General features: G+C 49.4%; 13 protein-coding genes. 1 reads left to right on the top strand and 12 read right to left on the bottom strand.

What is annotated here, in order from left to right; all coding sequences use genetic code 11:
* Window positions 1-10: 10 nt before the first annotated feature.
* From rplX to rnr, 7 genes are all read right to left on the bottom strand, one after another.
* Window positions 11-325, bottom strand: coding sequence for a 50S ribosomal protein L24 (gene rplX / locus DS731_RS02565; protein WP_119499867.1), 315 nt, complete (start codon window positions 323-325; stop codon window positions 11-13).
* A 12-nt stretch (window positions 326-337) separates the two neighbouring features.
* Window positions 338-706: a 50S ribosomal protein L14 gene (gene rplN, locus DS731_RS02560; protein WP_070125772.1), complete on the bottom strand. Its 369-nt coding sequence runs from the start codon at window positions 704-706 to the stop codon at window positions 338-340.
* Between the two features lie 220 nt (window positions 707-926).
* Window positions 927-2984, bottom strand: a complete 2058-nt coding sequence (locus DS731_RS02555; protein WP_119499866.1) for a GAF domain-containing hybrid sensor histidine kinase/response regulator — start codon at window positions 2982-2984, stop codon at window positions 927-929.
* 129 nt (window positions 2985-3113) lie between these two features.
* Window positions 3114-4490, bottom strand: a complete 1377-nt coding sequence (locus DS731_RS02550) for a DUF4397 domain-containing protein (protein WP_119499865.1) — start codon at window positions 4488-4490, stop codon at window positions 3114-3116.
* Between the two features lie 231 nt (window positions 4491-4721).
* Window positions 4722-6839 (bottom strand): TonB-dependent receptor, encoded by a 2118-nt coding sequence (locus DS731_RS02545; protein ID WP_232373465.1) that lies wholly within the window; start codon window positions 6837-6839, stop codon window positions 4722-4724.
* A 176-nt stretch (window positions 6840-7015) separates the two neighbouring features.
* Entirely contained in the window at window positions 7016-7756 is a 741-nt protein-coding gene (gene rlmB / locus DS731_RS02540) for a 23S rRNA (guanosine(2251)-2'-O)-methyltransferase RlmB (RefSeq protein ID WP_119499863.1), read from the bottom strand.
* Window positions 7757-10156 (bottom strand): ribonuclease R, encoded by a 2400-nt coding sequence (gene rnr / locus DS731_RS02535; protein WP_119503269.1) that lies wholly within the window; start codon window positions 10154-10156, stop codon window positions 7757-7759. It lies immediately after the preceding gene.
* Window positions 10157-10303: 147 nt separating this feature from the next.
* Between rnr and DS731_RS02530 the strand changes: the two genes are divergently transcribed.
* Window positions 10304-11998 carry an alkaline phosphatase D family protein gene (locus tag DS731_RS02530; protein ID WP_119499862.1) on the top strand — a complete coding sequence of 565 codons (1695 nt, stop codon included), beginning with the start codon at window positions 10304-10306 and terminating at the stop codon, window positions 11996-11998.
* A 32-nt stretch (window positions 11999-12030) separates the two neighbouring features.
* On the opposite strand, the gene ubiG is transcribed toward DS731_RS02530, so the two are convergent.
* The 5 genes from ubiG to hemH form a co-directional block, all read right to left on the bottom strand.
* Window positions 12031-12795 carry a bifunctional 2-polyprenyl-6-hydroxyphenol methylase/3-demethylubiquinol 3-O-methyltransferase UbiG gene (ubiG, locus tag DS731_RS02525; protein WP_119499861.1) on the bottom strand — a complete coding sequence of 255 codons (765 nt, stop codon included), beginning with the start codon at window positions 12793-12795 and terminating at the stop codon, window positions 12031-12033.
* A 151-nt stretch (window positions 12796-12946) separates the two neighbouring features.
* Window positions 12947-14374, bottom strand: coding sequence for an aldehyde dehydrogenase family protein (locus DS731_RS02520; protein WP_119499860.1), 1428 nt, complete (start codon window positions 14372-14374; stop codon window positions 12947-12949).
* Between the two features lie 11 nt (window positions 14375-14385).
* Window positions 14386-16026: an acetolactate synthase large subunit gene (locus tag DS731_RS02515; protein WP_119499859.1), complete on the bottom strand. Its 1641-nt coding sequence runs from the start codon at window positions 16024-16026 to the stop codon at window positions 14386-14388.
* A gap of 102 nt (window positions 16027-16128) precedes the next feature.
* The gene (locus tag DS731_RS02510) at window positions 16129-16545 is read right to left on the bottom strand and encodes a DUF4112 domain-containing protein (protein ID WP_119499858.1); all 417 of its coding nucleotides are present in this window, start codon (window positions 16543-16545) and stop codon (window positions 16129-16131) included.
* A gap of 60 nt (window positions 16546-16605) precedes the next feature.
* On the bottom strand, window positions 16606-17685 hold the full coding sequence (gene hemH / locus DS731_RS02505; RefSeq protein WP_119499857.1) for a ferrochelatase: 1080 nt from the start codon (window positions 17683-17685) through the stop codon (window positions 16606-16608).
* Window positions 17686-17749: the final 64 nt, after the last annotated feature.

The following is a 17749-nucleotide window of genomic DNA, read 5'->3' as shown; positions in this document are numbered from 1 at the left end:
CTCCAATTAATTAAACAAGTTCACCGTTAGACTTAAAGAAACGAACTTTCTTACCGTCTTCAGTACGGAAACCAATACGGTCAGCTTTACCCGTAGCAGGGTTAACTACCGCAACATTAGAAACGTGCAGAGATGCTTCTTTCTCAACAATACCGCCAGCTACGCCCATGTGAGGGTTTGGCTTCTGGTGCTTCTTGACAAGGTTTACACCTTCTACAACTACACGGTCTTCAGATACCAGCACTTTCAGGACTTTGCCTTGTTTGCCTTTATCTTTACCCGCCAATACGACTACTTCATCATCACGACGAATTTTTCTAGCCATTATCGTGACTCCTTATAGTACCTCTGGGGCCAGTGAGATGATTTTCATGAAGTTGTCACTTCTCAGCTCACGTGTAACCGGTCCAAAGATACGCGTACCAATAGGTTGCTTATTGTTGTTTAACAATACAGCCGCGTTTGCGTCAAAACGGATGGTAGAACCATCTGCACGACGAACGCCTTTTCTAGTACGCACCACCACTGCGTTCAGTACGTCACCTTTTTTTACTTTACCGCGAGGAATTGCTTCCTTAACAGTAACTTTGATGATGTCACCGATACCTGCATAACGGCGATGCGAGCCACCAAGAACCTTAATACACTGAACCCTGCGAGCGCCGCTGTTGTCGGCTACATCCAGGTTAGTTTGCATTTGGATCATGTTAGTGCTCCGCTCGATAATTAAGACTCTCTCGAGTCGTTTGCGCTGATAAAAGCAGCAGATATTGCCGCTTTTATGTACATACCCCCATAAAAAGGGCGCGAAACTATAACAGAAAAGATTGAGAAGTGATAGTGCGTTTTTGAATTAATTTTAGACGATTTGCTTACGGTGTTACCGGGGCTGTGCACCTTAATGGCCGTGGCTGTGAATAGGTATGCTAGGCGAGTAAATATCGATGCAAACAGCGGGTAAACTGTTCTTTATCGACGGGTTTAGTTAAATAGTCATTCATACCGGCAAGTAAGCATTTTTCCCGTTCACCCACCAGCACATTTGCAGTCAGAGCAATGATAGGGACAATCTCTGCCTGTCCGCCAAGCTGACGAATCTTTTTCGATGCTTCGTAACCGTCCATGACTGGCATCTGGCAATCCATTAATATCAAATCATAAGGATGGTTACCGGCGATGCTTCTGATCACCATCTCAATGGCTTCAGCGCCATGGCCGGCAATATCACACACGACACTGAATTCTTTGAGCTGCTCTTTTACGACTATCTGATTGATCTCGTTATCTTCAACTACCAGTACCCGCTTTCCTGCCAGGTCCGCCGGTCTCAGTATGTCACCTGCGTCTTCTGTTTCATTTTCATGGTCTGACGCTTCATTCAGCTTCAGCGCAACGATAAACGTTGCCCCTTCTCCGGGTTTACTGTTAACACGAATACCGCCATGCATGTGCGCGGCTATCTGAGACACAATCGACAAGCCCAGTCCTGTGCCACCAAAGCGTCTTGTCGTATTGCTGTCGCCCTGTCTGAACGGTGAAAATATGGCCGCCTGATGTTCCGGTGCGATACCAATTCCTTCATCACGGATCATAATCTGAACCAGATACTGCTGGCGGGCCTGCTTAATCGCTTTCAGTTTGATATTTATTTCACCACGGTCAGTAAATTTAATCGCATTACTGATGAGGTTTGTAAAAATTTGCCTTATGCGTGTTGGATCTGTTAGAAAGACCAGATCGTCAGTACCACGGGTATCGAGGGTCAATGAAAGTTGCTTTTTCTGAGCCGGCATAGAGAACAGCCGGTATTGTTCTTCAGCAATGCGGCTTAAGTTCACCGGAATGCTTTCAAGCTCCAGACCTCCGGCATCTATTTTTGAGAAATCCAGCACATCATTAACGATTTGCAGCAAACTGGACGCACTCTCCCCTGCAAGTTTACAAAATTTGTTTTGCTGCTCCGTCAACGACGTTTTTTTCAGGGCCTCCAGCATACCGACGATACCATTGATGGGCGTTCTGATTTCATGGCTCATGTTCGCCAGAAAAAGGCTCCGCGACTCCAGTGCCTGCTCCGCCACATGACGGCGGTTCTCCAGTTCCCTGGCAACTAGTATTCTGTGGGTCACATCCTGCGTAGCACCGAAAAACCGGATATTGTCAGGATCACTGGTGTCAACAGCCCCCTGAGTCTGTACCCAGTATTGCCGGCCGCCCAGTGAAACAGCTTCGAACTCATGAGACCAGGGGGCTTCATCTTCAACGGACTTTTCCATGAGTCCCCGCAAGACTTCCACGTCTTTGTCGTGTTTTACCACCCGTTGCATGGTGTCGAAGGTGATGTGATCCCCTTCGGGGATTTCGAACAGTTTTACCAGAGAATCAGACAATGAGATTTCACCGGTATTGCGGTTCATTTCCCAGGTTCCCACCCGTGCCAGCTCTGACATCTGTAAATGCAGCAAATGCTGATGCTGTAATGCTTTTTGCTGTTCGACGATGGCCTGAAGCTGATGCTCACGGGCAATCTCAGTGCCTACCCATTCGGCCAGAAGCACAATGTAATCAAGCTCGTCATTGTCGAACTGACGTTCTTTGGCATCAACCCGGGAGAAATTCACTGTGCCGTAGCGTTCGCCGTTGACGAAATAAGGAATACCGATATAGCTTTTAAGCGCAAAAGCCTGATAAGCAGGATGAGACACGCCGGGGGATTTTTCAGCATCGTGATAAGCGACAATACCGTCAGCTGCCAGGGTGTCACGGCAGTAGGTATTTTTCAGTTCAAAACTGTCGCCCTTCTGGAGCGCATCTTCGGGAGAAATGGCAGAAACGACCGTATAGACGCCGTCTTTGATATGACTGACGATGCCAAGCTCCATGTCGAAGGCATCAAGACCAAGCTGTAACAGCCGTTTCAATTTGTCTTCAGTCGAGCTTTTACCGTCTGCAGAAATAGCATGTAGCGCTTTTATCAGTTTCATATTGCCCCGTATGAACGCTTAGGACTCTCCTTAAAGATTAACACACAAAATAAAACGGGGTGGAAACATTCCCTGTTTCCACCCCGCTGTTCACCGGAAAGGGGCGCCGGTGCTTTCGTTAATCACGTATCAGTACAATACGTTGATTTCATACCCTGTTGCTGTATCTGCAGGCTCTACAGTAACGATGTAGTTTTCTTCTTCTGTGAAACCGTACAGTGCAGTACGGTCAAGCAGTACCTGTTCATCGTTTTCGTCTTCATATACTGCGATGATTTCGTAGTAGTCAGAAGGCAGAACCAGTGTGCTGCTTTCAGCAAGCTCAAGATTCATGGTGTAGTAATCAGCAGTGTCGATAGTTTCGTCGCTGCGCACCAGATAGAAATCGATATTATCGAAATCGCTTACCAGATTGATGAAGTTAACGGTTTTGTCGTAAGACTGGGGCAGACCACTTTCAACAAACGTTGCTGCAGCCAGTTTGCCGTCAGCTTCGTAAATCATAATCGCCTTACTTTCGCCCTGATTAAGGGTGATCAGCTTGTTAGTCAGCGCTGTTGCACTGCCGTCTTCAGTTTGCACAGTGACACGGTAGTCGCCGTATTTGATTTCGGTAAAGTCAGACAGTTCACCGGCAGACAATGTGAATTCAGTGTCTTCTTCACCGTCATTACCACCGAAGGTAACCGTCAGCGGTGATGTGGATTCTGTGCTGTTATAGATACGGTATTGTGCGTCTGCATCTACGTCTGTGATGTTTGTTACGTAAGACGAGTTCAGAATAGTATCTACAGACATACCGGCCTGAATGGCACCACTGATATCGCGGATTGCCAGAACATATTCAGTATCGTAGGTGAAATCCAGTGTTTGCGATTCGAAAACCACGTCGGTAGAGCCCGGCTGTGTCAGATAAATCGTGTATTCACCCGAGTCAAAATCGTCACTGTCGTCATCCGGATCCCAGAAAGTCATTTCAGACAATTCCTGATAAGACACAGTACCCAGATAGTTTGCCGCTTCAAACGGGTCGCCGTCTTCTGCCAGGTAAAAATCGTACTGAGATTCATCCACCATCATGCTGGTAACGAACAGACGGAAGTGGTCATCTAAAGACTCACGCTCAAATTTGTATTCGATGAATTCAGGCTGACTGAAATCACCGCTCAGAACGATCAACGTTTTGTAACCGGTGCTGAGGTTGACCGTCATCTCTTCAAGCAGGATTTCCTGATCGTCAGAATCGGTGCGGATGAATTCCAATTCCAGGTCACCGGAATCAGCTGAAATCAGTGAGGTTGTGTCACCGAATTGTGCAGAACCTAAATCGTCGCCGTCAACTTCACGCATTGTGACAGTTGCCCCGTTAGGTGAAGCATTGTAAAACTGAATGTATGCGTACGAGTAGTCTGAACTGCTGTCTGACCCGCCGCAGGCGGTCAGGCCAACAGCAACGCCAACGGCAGCAAACAACTTAATAAGCGACTTAAGTGTGCGGGATACCATAAAAACGTAAATCCTTAACTGAAAGTAGTGATTGATGTCCGGATTAACCGGAACGTCGTTATTTTACCCCGTTAAGTCTCTCTGAAACCCGCGTCAGTTCGACGATTTACGCAATCTTTGCACTGTTTACATTGAACTGAAGAATCGAACAATTTGATCCATTTAAGCAACAAAACGGCCGGTAAACACCGGCCATTTCACTGTATGCTGAAAATAAGCTTATTAATCAGCTCAGAAGCGGTAAGTCGCTGCAACTCTTGCGTGCAGCGGCGCGCCTGTACTGATGTTGTTGTCATTGTGTGCTGAGGGGAAATACTGCGTATCAAGCACGTTATTCACGTTGAGCTGCAATGACAATGCATCGCTGTGAGTATAGAACACAGCAGCATCAAAGCGTGTAAAGGAAGGTAAAGTCACATTGTTACTCAAAGACGCATACTGCTCTGACTGATGAACAATACCCAGTCCCCATTGCCACTTCTCGTCAATCAGGAATTTGTTCCACACACTGAACATATGCTCCGGCAGTTGTGCCAGTCGCTGACCTTCACCGGAACCGGCGCCGGAAACACTGGTCTGGTTGCCATCGAGGTAGCTGTAACCGCCGGTCACAGACCATGAATCTGTGATATATCCCGACAACTGCAACTCGAAGCCCTGTGTTTCTGTGCCGGTCAGTTGTGACACCTCAGGATTGTCCGGATCCACTGTGGCACCGTTTTCTCTTTCCACTTTGAATGCGGCCGCAGAAAGGTTCAGTGAATCAGTCAGGTTCCATTTAAAGCCCACTTCCGTATTCCTGAACTCTTCAGCATCCAGAGCCGCAGAACTCAATGACAAAGTAAGGAACTGATCGCCGGAGCGTGGCAGGAACGACACACTGTAACTGGCGTACAGTGAAATATCTTCCGCCGGTTTAAAAATCACACCAAAGCGGGGAGAGATTTCACTGTCATCACTGGACAGCAAACCGTTGTTGCCATCTTCTGCGCCATCGTTAATTTCAATCTGATCGGTAACATCAATATCAAAGCTGTCGTATCGCAAACCGGCAACCAGTACCCAGTTTTCACTCAGGCCGATTTCATCCTGCACAAAAGCAGAAACCACACTGACATCAGACGCACGGTCTCGTACCGGAGCGGTTAATGTGTGTGCCGGAACCACAAGGGGATCGCTGAACATGAATGACAGTTTGTCACTGCCATTTTCAAGGAACTGATTGTCCAGGCGCGCATTCTCTGTGCTCTGATCCGCATATTCAGCACCGGCCAGTACAGTGTGAGAAACTGCCCCGGTATCGAACTGACCAATAGCGTTAAGCTGCCACAGGAAGTTTTCCCGCTGTGTGGTATCGCGGTAGCCGTCGAGAGTGACCAACTGGGATTCATCATCGAAGGCAGTGGGATACAAGTTCTGATAAGCCTTGTCGTAGTCAGCAAACTGCACAGTAGTATTCACTGACCACTCCGCTGATAATTTATGATCCAGCTTTACACGGGCGATGTGGGCTTCCAGCGTGGTGTTGTTGAAATCCTTATCACCAAAGAATGTATCGTAAACGCCATTTAACGGCTTTCCGTTCAACGACGGGATCCCTCTGTCCACCAGCCTGTCATCGTTCACATACTCATAAGATGCATTCAAAGAAGTGACGTCGCTCAGCGCAAGATACCAGGTCGGATTAAAAGCATAACGGCTGCCATCTTTAAAATCGCGGTGATTATCAACACTGTCTGCGGCTGCATTCAGACGGAATGCCTGGTCTTTATCGATAACGACATTGGTATCAAAGGTAATGCCGCCGGCACTGAACGTATCGATGTTACCACTCAGTACTGTGAAGTCTGATGATACATCAGCGGTTTTGGTTACACGGTTAACCACACCACCACCGCCACCGCGGCCAAATAACAGAGCATTGGAGCCACGCATGATTTCAATACGCTCTACGTTATAGAGCGGACGGAAATACTGCACATCATCCCGTAAACCATCAACAAAGAAGTCAGCAGTGGTGTTCTGACCGCGAATAGTGATCTGGTCCCGGTGATCTTCACCCAACCCGATACTGACACCCGGGGTATATTGCATAGCATCAGCAACGCTGAACAGACCCTGCTCTTCAATTTGTGCTTCACCGATAATAGACGCTGACTGCGGCACATTCAGCAATAACGTGGGTGTTTTCACCGCGTCTGCGACCTGCTGGCCGAAGAAGGCACCGCGGATAGTGATACGTTCTACACTTTCTTCCTGCGCCTCAACCTTAGCCTGTTCCTGAGCAACGACGTTGCCTGACAAACAAAGGGCGGAGAGAATACTGAGTGACAAAATAGACTTTTTCACAATGATTATTACCTGTTGGTTGGTCCTGACGCGGTAATAATAATGATTCTCAGTATTTTTTTAAGAACTATTTAATTAAATATTAAAAATAAATGAATATTATACCTAAGTAAATGCCCGTCAGAGTGCGGACTGCGGGTATAAAAAAGGCCACAAAATGTGGCCTTAATTTGAAATCAGCTCTGACGTTGCCTGACTATTTCGTACAAACACACCCCCGTCGCCACCGACACATTGAGTGACGATACGGCACCAGCCATGGGTAATTTGACTAACTGGTCGCAATGTTCACGGGTGAGCCTGCGCATGCCTTTACCTTCAGCGCCCATTACCAGCGCTGTAGGCCCTTTCAGGTCAACATCATAAATAAGCTGTTCAGCTTCTCCGGCAGTACCGGCAATCCACACGCCTTTTTCCTGCAAATGCTTGAGCGTACGGGCAAGGTTGGTAACCTGAATAAGCGGAACAGACTCTGCGGCACCACAGGCAACTTTTCTGGCTGTTGCAGTAAGGCCACCGGATTTATCCTTGGGTACGATTAAGGCATGCACACCGGCAGCGTCGGCGGTACGTAAACAGGCGCCAATGTTATGAGGGTCGGTAACACCATCAAGCACCAGCAGAAAAGGTTCTGCGTGACGGCTCAGGATAGCATCGAGATCGGCTTCATCCAGCGCCCGTGCAGGCTTGGCACGTGCAACTACCCCCTGATGCTGTTCGCCCTGCACTTTGTCATCGAGTACCTTGCGCTGACAAAACTGCACGCTGATCCCAAACCGTCTGGCCTGATTAATAATATTCTTGAGACGGTCGTCATCACGGCCTTTGAGTACCAGTACTTCCAGTACCCGCTCCGGCTCGTTTTCCAATACCGACTGCATGGCATGCAGACCATATAACCATTCTTGTTGCGCCATTTACTTTTTCTTACCTTTACCTGATTTAATACGGGATTTCTTCGGCGCACGGGTTGCCGGCTTCTTGCTGTCAGAACGGCGATCGGTTTTACCTTTCTCCCGCGATTTACGCCCTTTTCCGGTGGCAGACGATTTTCCGCCTTCTCTGCGGTCGGTCGTGTTCCTGCGATCGCCGGCAGATTTTGATGCTGCCGTTCTCACCTGCACTTTTTTACCACCGCGGCCGCGCAGCATAGTGCCGTCGAGAATTAAATCAATCTTTCTTTCATCCAGGTTCACCGCTGCCACTTTGACCGACAAAGTATCACCTAAGCGGAACTGCCTTGCGCCGGATTCACCTTGCAAAGTTTGTTTAACATCATCATAGCGGTAGTAATCATCGTCCAGAGACGTAATATGGACCAGGCCATCAATATGGTAGTCCGTAATACGCACAAACAAACCGAAGTTAGTCACCGAACTGACAACACCGTCAAAGGTAGAACCCACGTGATCCTGCATAAACTCGCACTTGAGCCAGTCGGCCACATCACGGGTAGCATCATCGGCACGACGTTCGGTCATGGAGCACTGTTCACCGAGTTGTTCCACTTCCTCAACGGTATACGCTTTCGGGCCAGTAACCTTTTGCTTCTGCTTTTTAAGAATCGCTTTAATGGCGCGGTGCACCACTAAGTCCGGATAACGGCGGATTGGCGAGGTAAAGTGCGCATACTCGTCCAGCGCAAGACCAAAGTGTCCTACGTTATCGCAATCGTAAACCGCCTGCTTCATAGAGCGCAGCAGCATGGTTTGAATAAGCTCCTGGTCCGGACGGGCTCTGATCTTATCTACAACATCGGTGAAATCTGCAGGACTTGCCCCTTCAGTGATACGATGGGGGATGCCTACTTCTCCTAAATAGGAGGTAAATGCCGTCAGACGGTCTGCATCAGGTTTGTCATGTACCCGGTATAACGCAGGCTGGTTGTGCTTCTCCAGCATTTTTGCCGCACTGACGTTCGCCATGATCATGCACTCTTCAATCATTTTGTGCGCGTCGTTACGGACTACCGGTACAATGTTTTCTATCTTGCGCTGAGCATTGAAAACGAATTTACTTTCCTGCGTTTCAAACTCGATGGCACCACGCTGGGCACGGGCGCGTTTCAATGCCCGATACAAATCATGCAAGTTACGCAGATGAGGCACCTGAGCCTCGTATCGCTGATGAAGTTCCTTGTCACCTTCCAGGATCTGCCACACTTTGGTGTAGGTCAGACGGGCGTGAGAGTTCATCACCGCTTCATAAAACTGATACTTATCCAGCTTTCCCTGCTCAGTGATTGTCATTTCACAGACCATACACAGGCGGTCTACTTCCGGATTCAGTGAACATAACCCGTTCGACAGTACTTCCGGCAACATGGGAATCACCTGATCAGGGAAATACACAGAATTACCACGATTCTGTGCTTCTTTATCGAGGGCCGTACCCAGCTTCACATAGGTACTCACATCGGCAATGGCCACCCACAACTGCCAGCCCCCTTCATCCAGCGGCTCACAGAACACAGCATCATCGAAGTCACGGGCATCTTCACCGTCTATCGTTACCAGTGGTAACTGACGCAGATCGATGCGTCCTTCTTTAGATTCTTCCGGTACGTCTTCAGTGAACCGTTTAACGTAGCGCTCAACGGCGTCAGGCCAGACATGAGGGATATCGAAGGTACGCAACGCCATTTCGATTTCCATGCCGGGTGCCATGTGGTCACCGAGGATTTCGATAATTTTTCCGACAGGACTGATGCGACGGCGGGGACGCTGGGTGATCTCAACCACTACCACCTGACCCATACGGGCACCTTTCGTTGCTTCCGGCGGGATAACAATTTCATGCTGAAGACGGCTGTCATCAGGCATCACAACGGCAATGCCCTTTTCTACGAAGAACCGGCCGACAATGGGCTCACTGCGTGGTTCAATTACCTGATTGATGAAAGCTTCACGGCGTCCACGGCGGTCAGTACCGCTTTCACGGGCTTCAACGAAATCGTCGTGCATGAACAGATTCATCTGTCCCGCACTGATAAATAAATCGCCGCTGTTGTCTTCAGGGCGAAGGAAGCCGTAACCGTCACGGTGACCGATAATACGGCCACGGATCAGTTCATCACGGTTTTGCAGCGCATATTTCTTCTGCTTGGTAAACTGCACCTGGCCCTGACGTTCCATGGCGCGCAGGCGGCGCTGAATGCCAATCCGGCTGTCTTCTTCGAACGCGTCCACCAGCGAGCAGATTTCTAGAAAAGACAAGGGCTTGCCCTGCTCTTTCATGACAGACATTAAATACTCACGGCTTGCTACCGGATTATCGTATTTCTCTTTTTCTCGCTGAAAATGGGGATCGTCGCTCATGTACTCACTTATTGATTTTGCTTTGGCGCCATTATAACAGTTATTTGCCAAAAGCATTGCACTGTTCAACAGTTATCCAACTCCACCTGCCACGAATTCGTCATATATGCTGACTAGTATGAGCTTTTACCCGGCTCAGGATGACACATGGACCGCCGTTTATTTCTTAAATTATCCGCCGCACTAAGCGGCAGTATGGTTATTTCTACCGGTTTAACCGGGTGCAGTTCAACTGCAGGCTTACCGGAGAATCCGGTTTCTTTTTCTCATGGTGTTGCCAGTGGTGACCCGTCTGCGGACAGCATTATCTTATGGACCAGAGCGGTTCCTGCCGGCGACTCCCCTTCGGCAACGATTTTCTGGGAAATCGCAGTAGACAGTAACTTCTCAGATATCATCCGTTCGGGACATGCCAAAGCCATCGCTGCCCGTGACTACACAATAAAAGTAGATGTACGGGAGTTATTACCGTCCACCCGCTATTTTTACCGGTTTTCAACTGCTACAGAAACATCACCTGTGGGGAAAACACTTACTTTACCGGCGGGACAGGTCGACAACGTCAAACTCGGATTGTTCTCCTGCTCAAACTACCCTGCCGGTTTTTTTACGCCCTATCTGGCAGCGTCTGCAGATGAGAGTATCGACTTTGTATTGCATCTCGGTGACTACATTTACGAATATGCCGGGGACGGCTACGCCACAGAGCGTGCAGCTGAATTAGGTCGCACCTTTGCCACTGATAACGATGAAGAAATCATCACCCTTGCCGATTACCGGAACCGGTACGCCATTTACCGCACTGATAAAGGCTTAAGAGCCCTGCATCAGAATAAGCCCTGGATTGTAGTGTGGGACGACCATGAAGTGGCAAACGATACCTACACCACAGGTGCCGAAAACCACCAGCCTGACGAAGGCGACTTCTTTAAACGCCGCGCCGCTGCGGTGCAGGCCTACTATGAGTGGCTACCCATCCGGCCACCGGTGAGCGACACCGATCCGACAATCTACCGTACATTCGAATTTGGTGACTTGCTTTCACTGTACATGCTGGACACCCGTATCATCGGACGGGATAAGCAACTTAGTTACGCTGCTTTTACTGACGAAGAGACCGGCCAGTTTGATGACATCGGCTTCACTACCGCGCTGATGGCAGAAGACCGCACTATGCTGGGCTTGCAACAACGGGACTGGTTATTTGAATCCCTGGAAAAGAGTAAAGCGACTTGGCAAGTGCTGGGGCAACAGGTATTAATGGGAAAAATGTTTTTCCCGGCAGAAATATTCTCCGGCACACCAAGGGAAGAAATACCGTCAAAAATCCATGCTCTTGCTGATATCCGCCGCAAACAAATTGCCGGACAACCGGTGAGCGATGAAGAAACCGCGCGGCTAAACACCACGATGGCATACAACCTCGATGCCTGGGACGGCTATCCGGCAGAGCGGGAAACACTTTATAAGCAGTTCAGGGAAAAAGGGAAAGCGGCCGTCGTCTTTGCCGGCGATACGCATAACGGCTGGTGCAACAAACTGACCACCGGCGACAATCAGGCCGTGGGTATAGAGTTCGGCACATCCAGCGTCTCGTCTCCCGGAATAGAAAGTTATCTGACAATGGATAACAATGAGGCACACCGCCTGGCACAGGCTCTGCCGCTGCTGGTGAAGGATCTTGAATACTGCAATCTGAACCTGAGAGGATACATGACAGTGACCTTTACGCCTCAGGAGGTAGAGGCTAACTGGTTATACGTAAGCACTATTTCATCGGAAGATGTGCACATAGCCAGTGTACATACCGCCAGGTTCACCCAAGCTGAGCTGCTAAGCTGACCAACCCACTACCGGACGGGAAGACCGCACTGTCAGGGCTGCTTTTTATAGCAGCAGAGATAGTTTACCGCCATGGAAGGCGTGGTTTTCCAGTGTCCGGTGAGCGGGTTAAGCTTAAACCCGCTTTGTGTGTGACGTACAAACTGACTGCCTGTCCAGCTGTCAAGCTCCTCAGGTTTCACGAACTTTGACCAGCTGTGCGTACCCACCGGCAGATAGCGCATAACATATTCGGCCCCCACTATAGCAACAATAAAACTGCGAAAAGTACGGTTTAAGGTTGCCAGAATGAGTAACCCGCCCGGTTTAACCATGGAGGCGCATTCCTGAATCAGCGTTTGCTGATCAGGTACATGTTCTACCACCTCAGCATTGATAACCACATCATACTGTTGTCCTTTATCTGCCCATTCACCGGCCAGGCAATGGTGGTAGCTTACCGGCAAGTTTTGCTTCAGTGCATGCCGTCTTGCAACTTCGACACTGGTCGCACTGGCATCAATGCCGGTCACGTCTGCGCCACGTTTAGCCAGAGGCTCGCAAATCAACCCGCCGCCACTGCCAACGTCCAATACAGATAAACCCTCAAACAATGCATCCGCCAATCCCTTAGGGCGAAAATGCTTATTGATTGCCTGTTCGATAAAATCTACCCGGGCGGCATTGAAAGACAGCGCGGTTTTATATTTTCCGTCAGGATCCCACCATGCATCAGCCAGCGCATCAAAGCGGGCGATTTCCTGAGCGTTCACATTCGCTGTCGCAACCGGTGGGCTTAACTGACTTTTATCTAACATATTGAGGCCTGTTCACTGTTATCAGGGATAATAGAGACAACTTTTCTTTTATTAAATCAACCTGGCGGATGATAGCAAATGAAAAAAATCTCACGTAGGGTTACAGCCGGTTGTGACACCGGCCCGGATTTATTCCCTTACTGACCCTGGATCAGGGTGTTCTGATAACCATCAGCCTGGTTTCGGTCATATCTTCGATGGCATAGCGGATCCCTTCCCTGCCAAGGCCGGAATCCTTCACTCCGCCATAGGGCATATTATCAACCCGCCAGCTTGGCACATCGCCGATCACTACGCCGCCGACTTCCAGAACATCCCACGCTTTATGAGCTTTATACAAATCACGGGTGAAAATGCCTGCCTGCAAACCATAGCGGCTGTTATTAACCTCTTTTAAGGCTTCGTCATAATCGTCGAATGGCACTAAAACCGAGAGCGGCCCGAAAGCCTCTTCTGCACTGGCGTTACAGTCTGCCGGTACGCCTTCCATGACGGTGGCATCGAGCATAGCGCCTTTTCGTGTGCCACCACACAGAACCGTTGCGCCAGCCTCTCTGGCTTCGTGGATCCAATCCTCCAGCCTTTCCGCCTCAGACTCTGAAATCATGGGGCCGATAAACGTATTTTCATCTGCAGGATCGCCGGCCACTAATGCCGACACCTCATGAACGAATTTTTCACGGAAGGTTTCATAAATGTTTTTGTGTACCAGTATACGTTGCACACTGATACAGCTCTGACCGGACTGATAATAGGCGCCAACGATAATGCGTTTGATAGCATCATCGATATCAGCATCTTCATCCACGACACAGGCAGCGTTACCGCCAAGTTCCAGTACTACAGGCTTTTTACCTGCTTTGGCTTTTAGTGCCCAGCCCACGTCGGGGGAGCCGGTAAAACTCAACAGCTTTAACCGTTCATCAGTAGTAAACAAATCCGCACCATCACGGTTGCATGGCAGAATAGAAAATGCCCCTTCAGGTAAATCTGTTTCTGCCAGCACTTCACCGATAATCAATGCGCCGATGGGTGTTCTTGAAGCCGGTTTCAGAACAAACGTGCAACCGGCAGCAATCGCCGGCGCAACTTTATGCGCGGCCAGATTTAACGGAAAGTTAAACGGCGAGATAAATGAACAGGGACCAATGGGCACCCGTTTTGTCATACCCTGGTAGCCGGAAGCCCGGGCGGATATCTCAAGGTTCAGTACCTGACCTTCTATACGCACACATTCTTCAGCCGCTATCTGAAAAGTATCAATCAGGCGGGTTACTTCTCCCTGCGCATCTTTTATCGGTTTTCCGGCTTCAATACACAGCGCCTTTGCCAGCTCGTCTTTACGTTCCGTAAAGCGTTTTACGCAATGTTCCAGTACCGCTTTGCGTTCATAGGGCTTCATGGCCGCCATGGCCGGTTGCGCCTTTTCTGCCGCAGCAATGGCTTTATCGATAACATCAGCACCGGCTTTGGCCACTCTTGTTGCCACTTCACCGGTATACTTGTTCGTAACTTCCAGATCGGTATTAGCAAACACAGGTTTGCTTGCAAGATAGTAGGGATAGCTTTCATTCAACATGTAAGAACTCCTTAAAGCTTGTCACTTAATTCGCGGATTGTCTGATTCAGCGTTTCATCATTCATACTGTAATCAACCGGGCAGTCCACAACATGAACGCCGGGCGTATTAATACACCGGGTGATAACCTCGCTGAGTGACGCGGTATCTTCAATGCGCCAGCCGTGGGCGCCATAGCTGTTGGCATACTGCACGAAGTCAGGATTCCCGTAGTCCAGCCCGAAGTTGTCGAAAGACATATGAGCCTGTTTCCATTTGATCATGCCGTAAGCGTCATCCCGCAGAATAATGACAGTCAGATCGAGATTGAGTCTGACGGCAGTTTCCAGTTCCTGACTGTTCATCATAAAGCCACCGTCACCACATACACTGATTACGGGCTTGTCAGGATTAACGAGTTTTGCAGCAATAGCAGAAGGCAGACCGGCCCCCATAGAGGCAAGGGCATTATCAAGCAGTAAAGTATTGGGGTGGTAAGCCGGATAGTTTCTGGCAAACCAGATTTTGTACACGCCGTTATCCAGCGTCACAATACCTTCATCCGGCATCACTTTGCGGATATCGCGGACAAAACGTTCCGGCAGAACCGGAAACCGGTCGTCATCTTCCGCTTCCCGCCTGTGGTTGACATAGGCATCGTGCACATCTTTATAAAAATCCAGCTTCCAGCCGGACTGCGGGGAGACCTTTTCCTTGATTTGCCAGATACTGTTAGCGATGTCGCCGACAACTTCTGCCTGAGGGAAGTACACAGGGTCAACAGCGGCCGGCTCAAAATTAATATGAATGACTTTCTTTCCGTCGTCGTGCATAAAAAACGGCGGCTTCTCAACCACATCATGGCCAACATTGATAATGAGATCGGCACGACTGATGGCACGGTGGACAAAGTCACCGTCGGACAACGCAGTGTTTCCGGCAAACAGAGGATCACTTTCATTAAGCACCCCTTTTCCCATTTGGGTGGTGACAAACGGGATCCCTGTTTTATCTACAAACTCTCTGAGCATTTTTGCTGTGAGTTTACGGTTTGCGCCGGCACCGATAAGTAACAATGGAGACGCAGCCCTTTCAATCATCTCAACAGCTTCGCGGATGGCTTTATACTCAGCAATCGGTCTGCGGGTATAACTGGGCTTCAACAGGGACGCTGAAGTGCTTTCATCAGCAATGTCCTCCGGCAATTCAATGTGCACTGCGCCGGGGCGCTCTTCTGATGCAAGACGGAAAGCTTCGCGCACAACAGACGGAATACGGTCACCGCTGACAATCTGGGTTGTGTATTTAGTGATAGGACGCATCATATCTACCACATCAATGACCTGAAAACGCCCCTGTTTGCTGGTTTTTACCGGCTTCTGGCCAGTGATCATTAACACCGGCATAGCGCCTAGTTGCGCATAGGCGGCGGGCGTCACTAAATTCGTTGCGCCGGGGCCGAGGGTAGATAAACACACGCCAACTTTACCGGTAAGCCGGCCGTAGGTGGCTGCCATGAATCCCGCTCCCTGTTCGTGGCGGGTCAGAACAAGTTTAATGTCAGATGTGCGGAGAGATTCCAGTAAATCGAGGTTTTCCTCACCCGGAATACCGAAGATGTATTCCACACCTTCAGCTTCAAGCGCTTTAACAAAGAGGTCTGAGGCTTTCATTCCGTTCTGTCGCTCCTTACGTTTACTAGCTGGTAAGGTGTGCTACGGCGGGAAAGCTAAAAGCGATTAGGTTTGTTTACAGTTCCGGGCCGGAACGCCGGGTCAGTCGGTGAGTTGCTCCTGCCAGGCTGACAATTTTTCCTGCGTGGCGCGGTCGACCGCTGCCTTATTATTACTTATCCACCACTTCTCCATGATCTGCACATTTTTACTGTTAGATTTATAAAAGAAGTCAGCAATATCGCCAACAAACGGGATGAAGCCGAGAGCGAAGTCCATGACGGAATTACGTACCATGGTTTTAAGCAAGCCGGATGGCATGCCCATCTTTTTTCCAAGAGAGATAATACGAAAACCGGCAATGAGCATGGCAGCGTCACCGGCGCCCGGGATGAGACCGATTATAGAATCCAGCCCGATGCGGAAGGGAATAACAGGCAACTTTATCGCCGTATCCAGCATGTTTGCCCATTTTTGTGCCTTGAGCAGCTCTTCCGGTGCTTTTACATTACTGTCCATGGTCATTCTCCTGTTCAACGATAAATAGCCGGGCTAATCCGGCTTTTATCACCGGACAGCTTACTTGTCTGCACCGAGGGCTTTCGCCAGTGCTTCCCGTTTACGGTTTTGTGCAGATGCCTGCCAGCCTTGCAGATTACGTTCGATGAGTGTCATTAACGTATCAATATGTGCCGGTGAGTCGTTTAGCGCAGGAATATATTCAAAACGCTTTCCGCCGGCTTCCATAAAGTAGTCTTTGTTTTCCTCACCGATTTCTTCAATGGTTTCCAGGCAGTCCGCTGAAAATCCGGGGCACAGTACCTGCACGGACCGCACGCCTTTACCCGGCAGTCCTTTCATAGTTTCGTCAGTGTACGGCTGAAGCCACTCTTCGCGGCCAAAACGGGACTGGAAGGTGGTCATGTATTCGTCTGATTTCAGATCCAGCGCTTCAGCCAGCAATCTTGATGTTTTATGACACTCGCAGTGGTATGGATCACCATTGGTCAGGTAACGCTTCGGGATCCCGTGATAGGACATAACCAGCAAATCAGCTTTGCCGTTTTCCTCCCAGTGCTGCCTGACACTTGCAGCCAGCGCTTCGATGTAAGCGGGTTCGTCATTATAGTGCGTTACAAAACGCAGTTCCGGCATCCAACGGCGGCGGGTAAAATCGGCAGTCACAGCATCAAAAGTAGACGCAGTGGTGGATGCACAATACTGCGGATACAGCGGCAGTACTACCAGCTTTCTCACGCCCTGACTGAGCATTCTGTCGATGGCAGACGCCACGGACGGCTGTCCATAGCGCATGGCAAAATCAACGACCACATCGTCACCGTATTTTTCCCGGCACTTCTCTGCCAGTGCTGCATGTTGAGCCTTAGTGATCGCCATTAACGGTGAACCTTCGTCTGTCCACACTGTGGAATAGGCTTTTGCAGAGCGTCCGGGCCGGAAGTTCAGGATCACCCCGTTGAGTACAAACCACCAAATCAGGCGGGGAACTTCGACAACCCGGGGATCGGAAAGAAACTCTTTCAGGTAAGGCTTCAGCGCAGCTTTGGTCGGCTGTTCAGGCGTACCTAAATTGGTGATCAGCACACCCAGCCGGTCTGCCTGGCCATGTGTGAAATGGGTAGAGTTAATATATTTCATGCTGCTTTACCTGAAATCGCTGCCAACTAATCAAAAAGACAATTAATTATACTGAACCTGAGAC

Origin of the sequence: Alteromonas sp. RKMC-009 (genome assembly GCF_003584565.2) — a bacterium.
Classification (GTDB): Bacteria; Pseudomonadota; Gammaproteobacteria; order Enterobacterales; family Alteromonadaceae; genus Alteromonas.
The sequence above is the reverse complement of the archived record's forward strand: the minus strand, read 5'-3'. Positions and strand labels throughout refer to the sequence as shown.